Here is a 14,272-nt window from a genome sequence, read left to right as displayed (position 1 = left end):
CTTTTTCCCGCGCCGAACGCGTATACTAGCCAGGAATGAAATGAAAACAGATAGAATGCGCCATGAGGCGTTAATTGTAAGGAAAATCCCACGTGACACCCATCATTAAATCTTTCCCGTTCGGCCAACACACTTGTACTTTAGAAACCGGCGTTATCGCCCGTCAGGCCGATGCTGCAGTTTTGGCCAGCATTGGTGATACCACCGTACTGGTCACTGTAGTTGGTAAAAAACAACCGAAACCAGGTCAGGACTTTTTCCCACTGACCGTGAATTATCAAGAAAAAATGTACGCTGCCGGCCGTGTGCCTGGCGGTTTCTTCAAGCGTGAAGGCCGGCCGTCTGAAGGTGAAACCCTGACATCGCGCCTGATCGACCGCCCAATCCGTCCACTGTTCCCTGAAGGCTTCACCAACGAAGTCCAGGTGATTGCGACTGTGGTCTCTGTGCAGCCAGAGATCCAGCCGGATATCGTCGCTTTGATTGGTACCTCCGCGGCGCTGGCGCTGTCTGGTATTCCGTTTGCTGGCCCTATCGGTGCCGCCCGTGTTGGTTACATCAACGACCAGTACGTGCTGAACCCATCCGAAGCAGAGCTGAAAGAAAGCAAGCTGGATCTGGTGGTCGCTGGTACTTCCAATGCGGTGCTGATGGTTGAGTCCGAGGCCAACCTGCTGTCGGAAGACATCATGTTGGGCGCTGTGGTCTACGGCCATGATCAAATGCAAGTGGCTATCACTGCCATCAATGAGCTGAAAGCCGAAGCTGGCAAGCCAGCTTGGGATTGGCAGGCTCCGGCTAAAAACGAGCCGTTGATTGAAGCCGTAAAAAACCACTGCGCTGCCGCCCTGAGTGAAGCTTATCAGATCACTGAAAAAGCCAAGCGTTACGACCGCATCAAAGAAATCAAAGCTGATCTGATTGAGAAGCTGACCGCTGAGCTGGCCGAAGGTGAAAGCCTGGACGAGCACGAAGTCGGTGATGTCTTCCACGAGTTGGAAAGCAAAACCGTTCGCAGCCGCATTATCGCCGGTGAGCCGCGCATCGATGGCCGTGAGCCGGATATGGTACGTGCCCTGAGCGTGATGACCGGTGTACTGCCTCGTACCCACGGTTCTTCACTCTTCACCCGCGGTGAAACTCAGGCGCTGGTCACCTGTACGTTGGGTACCGCCCGTGATGCACAGAACGTCGATGACTTGCTGAGCGAGAAAAAAGACTACTTCATGCTGCATTACAACTTCCCTCCGTACTGTGTGGGCGAGACCGGCATGGTCGGTTCACCGAAGCGTCGCGAAATCGGTCACGGCCGTTTGGCTAAGCGTGGTGTGCAAGCGGTAATGCCTGCGTTTGAAGACTTCCCGTACACAGTGCGTCTGGTGTCTGAAATCACCGAATCGAATGGTTCCAGCTCCATGGCTTCTGTTTGTGGTTCTTCATTGGCGATGATGGATGCCGGTGTGCCGATCAAAGCTTCCGTGGCTGGTATTGCCATGGGTCTGGTGAAAGAAGGCGATAACTTTGTAGTACTGTCCGATATTCTGGGTGACGAAGATCACCTGGGTGATATGGACTTTAAAGTAGCGGGTACTGCCGAAGGTATCACTGCACTGCAGATGGACATTAAAATTGATGGCATTACCCGTGACATCATGCAGATTGCGTTAAAGCAAGCCAAAGCCGCTCGTTTGCATATTCTGCAAGTGATGGACCAGGCGATATCGGAGCACCGTGAAGAACTGTCTGAGCACGCGCCACGCATCTATACCTTAAGCATCAATCCGGAAAAAATCCGTGATGTGATCGGTAAAGGTGGTGCTGTGATCCGTCAAATCACCGAAGAGTCTGGCTGTACCATCGAAATTGAAGACGACGGTACCGTGAAAGTAGCTGCGACCAACAGCAAGCAGGCGCAGGTCGCTATCGATAAGATCATGCTGATCACTGCTGAGTTGGAGGTTGGCCGGATCTACGACGGTGAAGTGGTCCGTATCGTTGACTTTGGTGCTTTTGTCAATGTCTTGCCTGGCAAAGATGGCCTGGTACACATTTCACAAATCGCGGAAGAGCGGGTGAATACGGTATCGGATCATTTGACCATGGGCCAGAAGGTCAAAGTCAAAGTGCTGGAAGTGGATAAGCAAGGACGGGTGCGTCTGAGCATCAAAGAAGCACAAAGCAAGCAGGATGCTCCTGCTGAATCTGCTGATGCCTAAGCCTATCCGCCTGTGTGTCCTGGCAGCAGCCTTGCTGCTGGGACTTAGTGGCTGTGCAACCCAGCACAGCCATGCCCCTGCCTACTGGTTGACTCCCGAACCCTTAGCTGTTCCCCAACGTACCGAAGTAGCCATTGCCCGTTTAACGGAAATTTTGCATCGGGCTGAGCTGACCGAACAGCAATCGGCACAGCTGCATTACGATCGTGGTGTGATGTTTGAAAGTGTGGGTTTGACCTCGTTGGCTCGTTTTGATTTTATGCGGGCTCTGCGGCTGCAACCGGATCTGGCTGGTGCTTATAACTTCATGGGTATTCATTACACCCTGGCCGGTAATTTTGATCAGGCCTATGAAGCCTTTGACTCCGTGCTGGAACTGGACCCAAGTTATGAGTTTGCTTATCTGAATCGGGCGCTGGCGCTTTACTATGCTGGACGTATCGATTTATCGCTGTACGATTTTACCGAGTTTCAGCAACGTAACCCGAGCGATCCCTACCGTGCTGTCTGGATTTACCTGGCGCATGCGGAGCTTGATCCTGAACTGGCCCGCTCGAAGCTCGTTACACTTCGTAGTGAACTGGATGCAACCAACTGGGGCACGCAACTGGCAGATTTCTTTTTGGGTACTATCAGCGAAGCCGATTTGCTCTACAGTGTGACGGACAATTTACAAAACCCGAAACAGTTGGCAGAGCGTTTGTGCGAAGCTTATTTTTATCTGGCCAAGTGGCACAGCATGCAAGGCGATACTGAGCGTGCTATGCACAACTTCAAGCTGTCGCTGGCTACCAATGTATTTGAATTCCTTGAACATCGCTATGCCCGGTTGGAACTGGCCAGGTTACGTGATGAACCTTTGAGTATGGAAGACAATGTCTTCTAAACCCAACTATTGCTTATTCAAAAGCCAGCTTGCTGGCTTTTTTGCGCTTGGTCTTTTGTTGGGCTGTCAGCCATCGCCACCCAATCCCGAGCAAGCGTTGATGGATGCTGCTCAGACTGATGCGCGGGCAGCCCATCGGCTAGCGCAGCACCGTTTGGCCGGGCAAGAATTTGACGCTGCGCTACGTTGGTTTGAACATGCCTGGATACTAGGGCAAGATGAAGCTGCCACTCCCAGTCTGATGTTGCGCCAACGCCAGACTGGCAAGTTAGCCACAGCGCAGTGGTTGGAGCAACAGATACAAGCACAGCGTATCAGTCATCAGGGAGTAGATTTAGCAGCGCTTGGGCTCTGGCATTTGCACTACCAGCAAAAAACAAACTGGCCTTACTGGCAACAAGCCGGCCTAACCGATCAACCTGGCTGGCAGCCTGAGCAAGGCTGTCAATTGACCATTCAACCGATAGCGATTAATACCGCTGCGGCTAATCAATGGCTGAAGTTGCAAGCAGAGTGGCAACAGGACAACCAATTGGCGACGCTGCCGGTTTGCTTTCGCTCTTTGCAACTGGTCAGCAGTACCGAGCTGGCCTGCAGCGAAGACTCCGACAGCCGAATTGGCTGTGATTATCACCAGCTGATCCCCTATATCCGTGATAACCAGGCACAGCAGCTGCTGATTCTGGCCGGACGTGGCAAAGCCAGCTACAACAATGGCATTATTCAGTTGCCAGAGCGAGCCGAGCTATCGTTGCTTCGGCATGAGTTTTTACACATTTTCCGTTTTATGGATGAATACGCGCTGCCTGCCGCGGCTGCGGCCGAAGTTTGTCAGCCGGACCAGATCTATCCGAATATTCTGATTGGCAAGCAGCAACTCGCTGCCTACCAACAGCATTGGGGCCGCTTGCCAGATGTCATGGAACTGACGCCAGTGGACACCTGCCTGCATAGCCCTTATCAGGCCTATCGATTGATTGCTGAAAGCAATAGTATGGAATTTTATCAACTGGATTTACCGGACTACTATGTGCAGCTGGTGAAGCAGCAATTAAAGCGGCCGGAGCTATTGATGCCGGTACAGTATTACCTGGCTTATAAGGCTCGGATCCATGGGTTGGAAGCAGACTGGTGGCGTTTAATGCAATTAGCAGAGCAACTGGGTTATCCGGATGCCAGCCGGCTGCTTAGTCAGCGTGACTTAACTCCGACAGCTCCCGTTCCAGTAGTTGATCATCGCCCAGATTCAGCTGCACCAGCCGCTTTAAGTGACTGATGCTGTCCAGATCGATCTTTTCACAATGCAGGCCAAGAATGGCATCGGTTTGATGGGCTACCCGAACTTGCATCGAAATATTCAGCACACTGTCTTGCAAGGGCACATGCAGCTCGAAGAATTGGGTGTGGGCCGGGAAATCATCGGGTTTACTCACCAGAGCGCCTTTGAGTGATAAGTCCAGCAACTCAGTTGCATAGCTTTCACCCGCAACTTTCAGGTTGGCTGGGCCATGAAATGGGATACGGTGAAAGCGGCGGTTGTTCATAGTAGTCTCTTTGCTGATTCAGCTACTTTAAGCATAGCCGGTTTAGCAGTCTTTGACATCTGTTTTCAAGCCAGAATTGGCAAACAAGCCAAGCCTGAATTACACTCTTGGTATCTGTATTGTAAGTGCTTGTTCTAAAGTCGATAGTGGCAGTATGAACCTCTACCTCGAACAATTGGCGCAGTCGGTCACGACGGCATCGGATCTGGAGAGCCTGACCCGGCCTTTACTTGCTTTGTTGCAGGAAATGACTGGCCTTGACTCCACCTACCTGACCAAAGTGGATCAAACTGCGGGTTACCAGCAAATTCTCTATGCGGTGAATGCAGCATCTCTCACCTTGCCGGAAGGATTGAAAGTTCCCTGGGAGGATACGCTGTGTCGCCGGGCTATTTTGCAACAACGTTTTGTGACGCAGGATGTGCCTGCAATATGGGGCGACTCAGATGCAGCCCGTGATCTTGGTCTGCAAACCTATGTCAGTGTGCCGGTGTATTTAAGTGATGGTGAGTTGTTCGGTACGCTCTGCGGAGCCAGTGCAATACCAACCGAGGTAGAAGATAAACACAGCAAAATTTTACAGTTGTTTGCTCAGCTGATTGCCTGGCAACTGGAGCGGGAGCGACAACTGTCGCTTCAGTCCAGACGAGCACAAGAAGCTGAACATCGTTTACACGGCATGTCGCTGTTGGCTGAGTTGGGTGATTTGTGTTTATTGGCTTCATCACTGAATGAAGTGTTGAAAAAAGCCACCGTGCTACTCCAGCAGCTGCCTGAGTGGCCGTTGGTGTTGCCGTTCCGTCAACATATCGGTCAGCCAGAGCTGCTGGCGACGCCAAAACTTACTATGGAGCAGCATGACGCTGTCTATTACCTGATCCGCTGTTACAGCCAGAAAGCGGTGCAGCAAAGGCAATTGCTCTGGCTCTGTGATGGCAGCAATGAGGCCATCAATGCAATGCGGGATATCCTGGGGTTAAAACCCAGTGGTCCTGTCGCCTGCATTACAGCGGTAAATCATGATGAGCTGGAGGGTGGTATTCTGCTGCTGAGCAATCAGGATGAGTTGCCGGAAAGTACATTACTGCATAGCTGCAGCTATTATCTTTCGTTATTGGCAACACGCCTGTACGATCAAAGCTGCTTAGAGCAAATGAACAAAGAGCTTAGTGTGCATGCCTTGCATGATCCGCTCACTGCTTTGGCGAACCGCCGCTATCTGCATGAAAGTTTGCAACGCGCCATGGCGCAAAAAAAACGCCATGGCGGTCAGATGCTCCTGGCCTTTATTGATCTGGATAAGTTCAAACGGATCAATGACGATTATGGCCATCAGGTGGGGGATGCTTTTTTGGTGGCGTTGGCCAAACGCCTGCAAGCCGTAATGCGGGAAGGTGATCTGGTGGCTCGCTATGGCGGTGATGAATTTATTGTCGTGGCTTGCTTGGCTGCCGACGACGATGTCGAGCTGGCAAGTAGCCGTTTGCATGCCAAGCTGATGGAAACCACCAGCGGTACCTTTAATTTATCGGGAGTAACCTTGCAATACAATGGTCCCAGCATTGGCATGGCGCACTGGCAACCTGGTGGCGTTGATATGCAAAGCCTGATCCAGCAAGCAGATCAGGCTATGTATCTGGTCAAGCAGCAGCGGAAAGCTGCTGAGCAAGACTGATTAAGCCGGGCTAAAGCTGCTGACGATTTCTTCGCCGGCTGCCTGGCGGTCGGCATGATAGCTGGAGCGGACAAAAGGCCCACAGGCAGCATGTTTAAAGCCCAACTCATAAGCGATACGCTTGATCTCATCAAACTCTGCTGGGGGTACATAGCGTGCCACCGGCAGGTGATGTTTGCTCGGCTGCAGGTACTGACCCACAGTCAGCATATCCACATCGTGTGCCCGCAGATCTTTGAGCACCTCAATCAGTTCTTCAGTGGTTTCACCAAGGCCTACCATTAAGCCTGACTTGGTAGAGATATGCGGGTGCGCCGCTTTAAAACGCTTTAACAGCTGCAGCGACCATTTGTAATCGGCACCTGGCCGCGCCAGTTTGTACAAACGGGGAGCCGTTTCCAGGTTGTGATTAAACACATCCGGTGGAGTCTGAGTAAGGATATCCAAGGCGGTGTCCATCCGGCCACGGAAATCCGGTACCAACACTTCAATTTTAATATTTGGGCTGTAGCGGCGAATTTCACGGATGCAGTCGGCAAAATGCTGAGCACCGCCATCACGCAAATCATCTCGGTCGACCGATGTGATTACCACATACTTCAACTTCATATCCCGGATGGTAAGAGCCAGCTTTTCCGGCTCTTCGGCACTGGGCGGCAGTGGCCGGCCATGCGCAACGTCACAAAACGGGCAACGACGGGTGCAAATGGCCCCTAAAATCATAAAGGTGGCGGTACCATGGTTAAAGCATTCCGGCAGATTCGGGCAGGCGGCTTCTTCACAGACCGAATGCAGCCCATGTTTGCGCATGGCGCCTTTGATCTCATCGATGCGTTCGGAGCTTTTTGGCAGTTTGATTTTCAGCCAGTCCGGTTTACGCAGCATCTGGTCACGCTCGGTTGGTAACACCTTGACCGGGATCAGAGCCATCTTGTCGGCGTCGCGGAGTTTAACACCGGGTTGCATACGTGCGGTTTTAGTCATGCTGCCTGTCCAATCCTGTATGGTAATGCAGTTCATGGCAACCAAGTTTCTGGCTGAACTGCTGAATCAGTTGTTGCTCAATAGTGCCAAGGCTAACCGGGGCAAAATCGCGGCATTGAATCATTTCCATGCCGGCATAGCCGCAGGGATTAATCCGGGAAAATGGCGATAAATCCATATCGACATTCAGTGCCAGGCCATGGAAGCTGCAGCCTTTTCGGATACGCAGCCCAAGCGAGGCAATTTTTTTGTTGTCTACATACACACCTGGCGCATCCGGCTTGGCATAAGCCTGAATACTCAAGCTGGCCAAGGTATCAATCAGCACTTGCTCCAGCAGGGTGACCAGCTCGCGCACGCCGATTTTGCGGCGCTTCAGATCCAGCAGTACATAAACCATCTGCTGACCCGGGCCATGGTAAGTGACCTGGCCGCCCCGATCAACCTGCACCACAGGGATATCCCCAGTGGCCAGAATATGCTCTGCTTTGCCCGCCTGTCCCTGAGTAAATACCGGCTCATGTTGCAACAACCAAAGTTCGTCCTGGCTGTGCTCATTGCGCGCATCGGTAAAAGCTTGCATGGCCTGCCATATAGGCAGGTACGGCTGAATTCCAAGTTGGCGAATGATCAGCGTATGAGTGGCTGCAGTCATTAGAGTACGTAGCGCACCAGTTCCAGTTTACTTAATTCGGTATACAGTAACTCAATGTGATCTTTATCAACGACCCGAACCGCCACGCGCACTGAATGATAATTGCCTTTGGCGCTGGGTAAAATGCTGGGGCTATAATCGGCGGCTTCGGCATGTTGTTGCAGTACACCAATGATGTCATCGACCAGGCGCTCATGCGCGACACCCATCACTTTAAAGTTGACGGTGCAGGGAAAATCAAGCAGTGCATCAAAGTTGGTATTTTTTACAGGGGTTACCATGCCAAGCCTCCAGATCAAACAACCCGGCTATTTTACTGCATTTCGCCGGGTTGTAACAGGGGGAGGCTGAAGTCGTCCAGACAAAGGCTAGATGAACAACATTCGCAAGTAGTCCAGCAAGCGTTTAAAAAAGCCTCCACGTTCGACAGGCTCGAGTGTGACCAGTGGGTACTCGGCAACGACTTCTCCATTCAAACTCAGCTGCAAACGCCCAACCACCTGACCACGCTCTAATGGGGCAACCAGTCGCTGCTCCAGTTGAACCTCTGTTTTCAGGTTACGCTGCTGGCCACGAGGAATGGTAATCAGACTTTGTTGGCTGAGCCCAAGGCGTACACTATCCGCTTCACCTTGCCAAACCCGTGGCTCGGCGAACACTTCACCTACCGGGAAAGGTGTGATGGTTTCAAAGAAACGGAAACCGTAGTTCAGTAATTTACGGTTTTCCTGGGCCCGGATTTGCTCGCTCGGTGTGCCCATGACTACGGAGATCAGCCGCATATCATCACGGGTTGCTGAGGTAATCAGGCTGAAGCCTGCTTCGGAGGTAAAGCCGGTTTTGATGCCATCCACTGCCAGGTTGCGATCCCACAGCAGCGAGTTGCGGTTGTACTGGCGAATGTTGTTGTAGGTAAATTCACGCTCGGAGTACAGCGCATACATATCGGGTACATCGCGGATCAGTGCTTTGGATAAAATGGCCATATCACGCGGTGTGGTGCGCTGATCCGGGTGCTGCAGGCCATGACTGTTGCCAAAGGTGGTGCTACGCATACCAAGACGATCGGCATGGGCATTCATCAGATCGACAAAAGCACTTTCGCTGCCGGCAATATGCTCAGCCATGGCGACACAGGCATCATTGCCGGATTGCACCATAATGCCACGGTTCAAATCGGCGACGGATACCTGAGTGCCTACTTCTATAAACATCAAAGACGAGCCCGGAAAATTGCGAGCCCAGGCCTGTTCACTGATGGTGACCTTATCGGTTTCGCTGATATTGCCGCTTTTCAGTTCAGTCCCTATGATGTAAGCCGTCATCATTTTGGTCAGGCTAGCCGGGGATAGCAGCATATCAGCATTGTGTTCGGACAACACCTTGCCGGTATCAAAGTCGACTAATATATGGCCTTTGGCGTTCACCTCCGGCGGTGACGGCACCACAGATACCGCTTCAGCCTGGCTGAATAGCAGCGCAACCACAAACGCAAAACAACGAGTAACAGTTTTCATAGCACCTTTCTTTTCTCAGCAATAGAACGATAGTTATTCAGCTAGCTGCACGCCTGGCTGTCGGTAAAGTAGGCCGAAGGGTAAAGCTCAGCCCGCAGCTGTTGCAACCAGTCTTGCGCCTGCTGGCGATCGGCAATGGGGCCAACCAGTAAGCGGTAAACGCCGTTATGGTGACTGATTTTGGTGGTAAATGCCAGCTGCTGCTCCAGCTGCTTACCAAGTTCTGTCGCCCTTTGGTCGTTTTGGCTGGCAAAGACTTGAATGTAACAAGACGCTGCTGGTTGCGGGGCCGTCGTATTGGCAATGACCGACTCGGCCAGCCTGGGGCGGGCAGCTGCTATCAACACTTCGGCATCCGTACCTTGCCTTACCATAGCAGGCGATGCTATCAGCTCTACCTGAACCGGCGCTGTACCCTGTTGCAGCATGCCTATTTTGTGTGCAGCTGCATAGGATAAATCAATAATGCGATCTTGATGAAAAGGCCCGCGATCATTGACCCGGACAATTGCACTTTTCTGGTTGACTAAATTGGTAACCAGCACATAGGACGGTAGTGGCAAGGTTTTGTGAGCCGCACTCATGCTATACATGTCATAGACCTCGCCATTGGCGGTTTTATGTCCATGAAACTTCATGCCGTACCAGGAGGCGATACCGGTGGCTTTGTACTCTGTTAAATCGGTTTTGGGCCGATAATCCACGCCAAAAATCCGGTAGGCATGATTGCCGCCCCGGCTAAGCGGCTGGATGCTGGGCTCGGGATCAATCATTTCCAGTAAGGTGGGTAAACGTTCAGGTTTGTGGTCCTGCTCAAACTGGTAACGTCCGGCATTTGGCGACACCCTATCAGGATCATGGGCCGGGCTCGGTTTATGGCTGCAGGCGGTGATAGTTAGGATAGTTAAGGAGAGCGTCAGACAGCGTAAGTACATCACGAAAACTCCTGTTTACGAAGAAGCCAGAATGCGCTTGTGGGTAGCTATGGACATCAGAATACCAAAAGCGGCCAGCAAGGTAACCATGGAAGTACCGCCAAAACTAACCAGTGGTAAGGGGACGCCTACCACGGGCAGCAAGCCGGATACCATGCCAATATTTACAAAGACATAAACGAAAAAGGTCATGGTCAAGCTGCCGGCCACCAGTTTGGAGAAATTGTCCTGCGCCCGGGTTGCAATCAGCATGCAGCGCGCAACAATAAACAAGTACAAGCTGACCAGCAGGACCACGCCAACCAGGCCAAACTCCTCACTTAAGACGGAAAAAATAAAATCAGTATGCCGCTCGGGTAAGAACTCCAGCTGCGACTGGGTGCCCTGCAGCCAGCCTTTGCCTTGCAGCCCGCCAGAGCCTATGGCAATTTTCGATTGAATGATGTGATAGCCGGCTCCGAGTGGGTCGGTTTCTGGGTTTAAAAAGGTCAGTACCCGGCGCTTTTGATAATCGTGCATGACAAAAAACCACATCACGGGCAAAAAGGCCGACACCAAGGCCCCGATAAAGACAATCAGCCGCCAGCTCATGCCGGCCAGAAACAACACCATGATGCCTGAAGTGGCAATCAGCAAGGCGGTGCCAAGATCGGGTTGTTTGGCAATCAGCAGGGTAGGGATTACGCACATGACAAAACCGAGCAGCAAACGCCACAGCTTAGGGGGTAAATTGTGATTGGAGATAAACCAGGCAATGGCCAAAGGTACGGCTAGTTTCATCAATTCTGAGGGTTGAAAGCGGACAAAGCCCAGGTTGAGCCAGCGTTGAGCGCCTTTACCGATCTCGCCGAACAACAAGACCGCCACCAGCATCAGCAAGCCCAGCAGAAACACCGGCAAGCCCCAGCGTTTATACGTGAGCGGACTGATTTGCGCAAACACCACCATGACAGCAAAAGCCAGGCCAAGCCGGATCAGTTGTGCCTGCATCATGGCCTGACTTTGACCACTGGCGCTGTACAACACCACCAGACCAAAGCCCATCAAGGCCAGTAAGCCCAGCAATAGTGGGGTGTCGATGTGAAAGATAGCCAGGCCGCGCGGCCGTTGAGATTCACTGATTACATCATTCACTGATTCACCCCGGCGCTGAAATAATAATCAAACAGTTGGCGGGCGACAGGAGCCGCGGTACTGCCACCACCGCCGGTATTTTCTACCACAATGGCCACCACTATGGTGGGATCGACTGCCGGCGCATAGCCAACATACATAGCATTGTCCCGATGCTGCTCCTGCAAGGCATCAGCATCGTATTTCGCATCTTGGGCAATGCTCACAATCTGGGCGGTTCCTGTCTTTCCGCCAGAGCTATAACTTGTTCCCTGAAAAGCCCGAAAGGCTGTCCCCTCACGCGTATTTACCGTTTGCTCCATCGCATCCAGGATCACTTGCCAATGGTGTGGATCTTGGATACGAACCGCCGGTTGACGTTGATAGGATTTGGCTTCAAATTCGCCTTGAAAACGGGTGCCCTGCAATAAAGTGGGCACCACACTGTCACCGCGATTGACCAGAATTGCGGTACTGGTGGCTAACTGCAGTGGGGTGGTGGTCCAGTAGCTCTGGCCTATACCCAAGGACACTGTATCACCGGGAAACCAGGGCTGATTAAAGCGGGCACGCTTCCAACCACGTGATGGCATAATAGCTGCGGACTCTTCGTGGATATCAATACCGGTGCGCTGGCCAAAACCAAATTGCTTCATCGAATCGGAAATCGTATCAATACCTAACCGGACGGCCATATCGTAAAAGTAGGTGTCATTACTTTGGATGATGGCACCGTATACATTGACCCAGCCTTGGCCATGCCGGCGCCAATTACGAAAGCGACGTGAATAGTTCGGCAACTGATAATAGCCGGGATCCCAAATGCGGCTGCTAGGCGTGATGATGCCCTGATCCAAACCGATTAACGCCATATGCGGTTTAATAGTCGATGCGGGGGGATAAATACCTTGAGTGACGCGGTTGATCAATGGGCGATCAAATGAATTTAGCAGGGCATTGTAGTTGGCGCTGCTGATTCCATGCACAAATAAGTTGGGGTCGTAGCCGGGGTTGCTGTAAAAAGCCAATATGGCTCCGGTGCGAGGGTCCAGTGCCACTACAGCACCGCGTAAGCCTTCCAGCGCTTGTTGCGCGGTGAGTTGCAAACCAACATCCAGACTTAAAATCAAATCTTTACCTGAGATGGCCGGATCCGAGCGCAAAGTTCGAATGACCCGGCCGCGGTTATTGACTTCAACCTCCTGATAACCCACAGTGCCATGCAGCAATAGCTCGTAATACCGCTCCAGGCCTATTTTGCCGATATCGCGGCTGGCAGCATAGTTGGCAGCCAACTCCTGCTCACGCAAGCGTTGTAAATCATTGCTGTTGATACGGCCAATATAGCCTATCGAGTGGGTAAATAGATCGCCGAAAGGGTAGGTGCGGCTGAGGCGAGCTTCTAAAGTAACGCCAGGAAATCGATGCTGATTCACCGCCAAAATAGCTACTTCTTGTTCGGTCAGTTGCTCTTTTAAAGCAATGCTGTTAAAGCGGCGCTGACGTTGCACATCCTGCAAAAAACTTTGTTGTTGCTCTGGCGTGATCTCAATCAGTTCGGCCAGCTCGGCCAGGGTTTTGGTTAAATCGGCAACTTGTTCCGGAATAATTTCCAGCGAGTGCACCGGGGTGTTTTCTGCCAACAGAATGCCGTTGCGATCATAAATCAAGCCGCGATTGGGAGCTACCGGCACCACCTTGATGCGATTGCCCTCTGAACGGGTTTGATATTCGTGGTAAGAGCGCACCTGCAAGTGATACATATTGAACAGGATGATTACAAAGAGCAGTACCACCAGACTAAAAGCAACCAGGGCGCGACGCTTAAATAATTGCGCTTCGGCGGCATGATCCTGGATGGCTTCTCGTTGACGTCGCATAGCTACTCGCGATGGTAAGGGTGATTGGTGCAAATACTCCAGGCACGGTACAGCGATTCTGCCAGCACCACCCGCACCAGCGGGTGGGGCAGAGTCAGGGCCGATAGCGACCATTTGGCTTCACTGGCGGCTATGCACTCGGGAGCAAGTCCTTCCGGGCCGCCAACCAGCAGGCAAACATCGCGCCCATCCAGTTGCCATTGTGTCAGTTGATTGGCCAGGTTTGGGCTGTCCCAAGGCTTGCCGGTCACTTCCAGCGTGACGATGCGTGCTCCTTTCGGGACGGCTGCCAGCATTTTTTCCCCTTCCTGCTGCAAAATACGTTTGATGTCGGCATTTTTGCCGCGCTTTTGCGCCGGGATCTCAATCAGCTCTAATGGCAAATCCCGCGGAAAACGGCGGGCGTACTCCTCATAACCGCTTTGAACCCAGGCTGGCATCTTGCTGCCCACAGCTATCAGCAAGAGTTTCATGCGCTCCAGAGCTTTTCCAGCTGGTAAAAACTGCGGGTATCGTCCAGCATCACATGCACCACCACATCGCCCAGATCGAGCAGTACCCACTCGCCGGCTTTGTCACCTTCAATGCCCATAATGCTGATGCCAGCTTGCTTACTTTCCTGCGCCACATGATCGGCAATGGACTTGGTATGACGGTTGGAGGTGCCAGAGCAAATGACCATAAAATCGGTAATGCTGGACTTGCCACGCACATCCAAAATGACGATATCGCGGCCTTTCATATCTTCGACTTTCTGCTGCACAAAACTGAGTAATTCGCTACTTTGCACCTGTTTTCCTTTATCACGGGCTAAAAACTAAATTTTATCACTTTTTAACGCGGGTTGTACCCTCTTTAGCCGACTCT

Annotated in this window: 14 protein-coding genes; 4 read left to right on the top strand and 10 right to left on the bottom strand. The window is 52.1% G+C overall.

Annotated features, from left to right (window positions below):
• The first annotated feature begins 92 nt into the window (after positions 1-92).
• Genes pnp through BLW37_RS10340 form a run of 3 tightly spaced genes read left to right on the top strand, consistent with a single transcriptional unit; the run spans position 93 to position 4,378 of the window.
• The gene (pnp, locus tag BLW37_RS10350; protein ID WP_091342510.1) at positions 93-2,216 is read left to right on the top strand and encodes a polyribonucleotide nucleotidyltransferase; all 2,124 of its coding nucleotides are present in this window, start codon (positions 93-95) and stop codon (positions 2,214-2,216) included.
• Positions 2,188-3,102 (top strand): lipoprotein NlpI, encoded by a 915-nt coding sequence (gene nlpI / locus BLW37_RS10345; RefSeq protein ID WP_245785697.1) that lies wholly within the window; start codon positions 2,188-2,190, stop codon positions 3,100-3,102. Before pnp ends, nlpI begins: the two co-directional genes overlap by 29 nt.
• A complete protein-coding gene (locus BLW37_RS10340; protein WP_091342509.1) occupies positions 3,092-4,378 on the top strand; it encodes a hypothetical protein in 1,287 nt (428 codons plus the stop codon). Before nlpI ends, BLW37_RS10340 begins: the two co-directional genes overlap by 11 nt.
• Here the strand turns inward: BLW37_RS10340 and BLW37_RS10335 are convergent.
• A complete protein-coding gene (locus BLW37_RS10335) occupies positions 4,290-4,646 on the bottom strand; it encodes a PilZ domain-containing protein (protein ID WP_091342507.1) in 357 nt (118 codons plus the stop codon). The genes BLW37_RS10340 and BLW37_RS10335 overlap by 89 nt on opposite strands.
• A gap of 154 nt (positions 4,647-4,800) precedes the next feature.
• Here BLW37_RS10335 and BLW37_RS10330 point away from each other — a divergent pair, with 154 nt between their 5' ends.
• Complete coding sequence (locus BLW37_RS10330) at positions 4,801-6,321, top strand: sensor domain-containing diguanylate cyclase (RefSeq protein ID WP_091342506.1); 1,521 nt, start codon at positions 4,801-4,803, stop codon at positions 6,319-6,321.
• Here BLW37_RS10330 and lipA read toward each other — a convergent pair whose 3' ends face one another.
• The 9 genes from lipA to rsfS all read right to left on the bottom strand — a co-directional run bounded on the left by lipA (position 6,322) and on the right by rsfS (position 14,195).
• A complete protein-coding gene (gene lipA, locus BLW37_RS10325; RefSeq protein ID WP_091342505.1) occupies positions 6,322-7,305 on the bottom strand; it encodes a lipoyl synthase in 984 nt (327 codons plus the stop codon).
• Positions 7,298-7,960: a lipoyl(octanoyl) transferase LipB gene (gene lipB, locus BLW37_RS10320; protein ID WP_091342504.1), complete on the bottom strand. Its 663-nt coding sequence runs from the start codon at positions 7,958-7,960 to the stop codon at positions 7,298-7,300. The genes lipA and lipB overlap by 8 nt, the downstream gene beginning before the upstream one ends.
• Entirely contained in the window at positions 7,960-8,241 is a 282-nt protein-coding gene (gene ybeD, locus BLW37_RS10315) for a DUF493 family protein YbeD (RefSeq protein WP_091342502.1), read from the bottom strand. The genes lipB and ybeD overlap by 1 nt, the downstream gene beginning before the upstream one ends.
• Before the next feature lie 87 nt (positions 8,242-8,328).
• Positions 8,329-9,477 (bottom strand): D-alanyl-D-alanine carboxypeptidase family protein, encoded by a 1,149-nt coding sequence (locus BLW37_RS10310; RefSeq protein ID WP_091342500.1) that lies wholly within the window; start codon positions 9,475-9,477, stop codon positions 8,329-8,331.
• A 41-nt stretch (positions 9,478-9,518) separates the two neighbouring features.
• Positions 9,519-10,412, bottom strand: a complete 894-nt coding sequence (locus BLW37_RS10305; RefSeq protein ID WP_091342499.1) for a septal ring lytic transglycosylase RlpA family protein — start codon at positions 10,410-10,412, stop codon at positions 9,519-9,521.
• Positions 10,413-10,427: 15 nt separating this feature from the next.
• Positions 10,428-11,546, bottom strand: coding sequence for a rod shape-determining protein RodA (rodA, locus tag BLW37_RS10300; protein WP_245785696.1), 1,119 nt, complete (start codon positions 11,544-11,546; stop codon positions 10,428-10,430).
• The gene (mrdA, locus tag BLW37_RS10295) at positions 11,543-13,405 is read right to left on the bottom strand and encodes a penicillin-binding protein 2 (RefSeq protein ID WP_171907593.1); all 1,863 of its coding nucleotides are present in this window, start codon (positions 13,403-13,405) and stop codon (positions 11,543-11,545) included. The genes rodA and mrdA overlap by 4 nt, the downstream gene beginning before the upstream one ends.
• A 2-nt stretch (positions 13,406-13,407) precedes the next feature.
• Positions 13,408-13,878: a 23S rRNA (pseudouridine(1915)-N(3))-methyltransferase RlmH gene (gene rlmH / locus BLW37_RS10290; RefSeq protein ID WP_091342497.1), complete on the bottom strand. Its 471-nt coding sequence runs from the start codon at positions 13,876-13,878 to the stop codon at positions 13,408-13,410.
• Positions 13,875-14,195: a ribosome silencing factor gene (rsfS, locus tag BLW37_RS10285; protein WP_091342494.1), complete on the bottom strand. Its 321-nt coding sequence runs from the start codon at positions 14,193-14,195 to the stop codon at positions 13,875-13,877. The genes rlmH and rsfS overlap by 4 nt, the downstream gene beginning before the upstream one ends.
• Between the last annotated feature and the right edge of the window lie 77 nt (positions 14,196-14,272).

Source organism: Alkalimonas amylolytica (assembly GCF_900107845.1).
Lineage (GTDB): Bacteria > Pseudomonadota > Gammaproteobacteria > Enterobacterales > Alteromonadaceae > Alkalimonas > Alkalimonas amylolytica.
The sequence above is the reverse complement of the archived record's forward strand: the minus strand, read 5'-3'. Positions and strand labels throughout refer to the sequence as shown.

Excerpts from the sequence above, each read along its gene's own strand:
- lipA (WP_091342505.1), bottom strand. The coding sequence starts at position 7,305 with ATGACTAAAACCGCACGTATGCAACCCGGTGTTAAACTCCGCGACGCC.
- BLW37_RS10305 (WP_091342499.1), bottom strand. The coding sequence starts at position 10,412 with ATGTACTTACGCTGTCTGACGCTCTCCTTAACTATCCTAACTATCACC.
- rlmH (WP_091342497.1), bottom strand. The coding sequence starts at position 13,878 with ATGAAACTCTTGCTGATAGCTGTGGGCAGCAAGATGCCAGCCTGGGTT.
- mrdA (WP_171907593.1), bottom strand. The coding sequence starts at position 13,405 with ATGCGACGTCAACGAGAAGCCATCCAGGATCATGCCGCCGAAGCGCAA.
- lipB (WP_091342504.1), bottom strand. The coding sequence starts at position 7,960 with ATGACTGCAGCCACTCATACGCTGATCATTCGCCAACTTGGAATTCAG.
- nlpI (WP_245785697.1), top strand. The coding sequence starts at position 2,188 with ATGCTCCTGCTGAATCTGCTGATGCCTAAGCCTATCCGCCTGTGTGTC.
- BLW37_RS10335 (WP_091342507.1), bottom strand. The coding sequence starts at position 4,646 with ATGAACAACCGCCGCTTTCACCGTATCCCATTTCATGGCCCAGCCAAC.
- BLW37_RS10340 (WP_091342509.1), top strand. The coding sequence starts at position 3,092 with ATGTCTTCTAAACCCAACTATTGCTTATTCAAAAGCCAGCTTGCTGGC.
- BLW37_RS10330 (WP_091342506.1), top strand. The coding sequence starts at position 4,801 with ATGAACCTCTACCTCGAACAATTGGCGCAGTCGGTCACGACGGCATCG.
- BLW37_RS10310 (WP_091342500.1), bottom strand. The coding sequence starts at position 9,477 with ATGAAAACTGTTACTCGTTGTTTTGCGTTTGTGGTTGCGCTGCTATTC.
- ybeD (WP_091342502.1), bottom strand. The coding sequence starts at position 8,241 with ATGGTAACCCCTGTAAAAAATACCAACTTTGATGCACTGCTTGATTTT.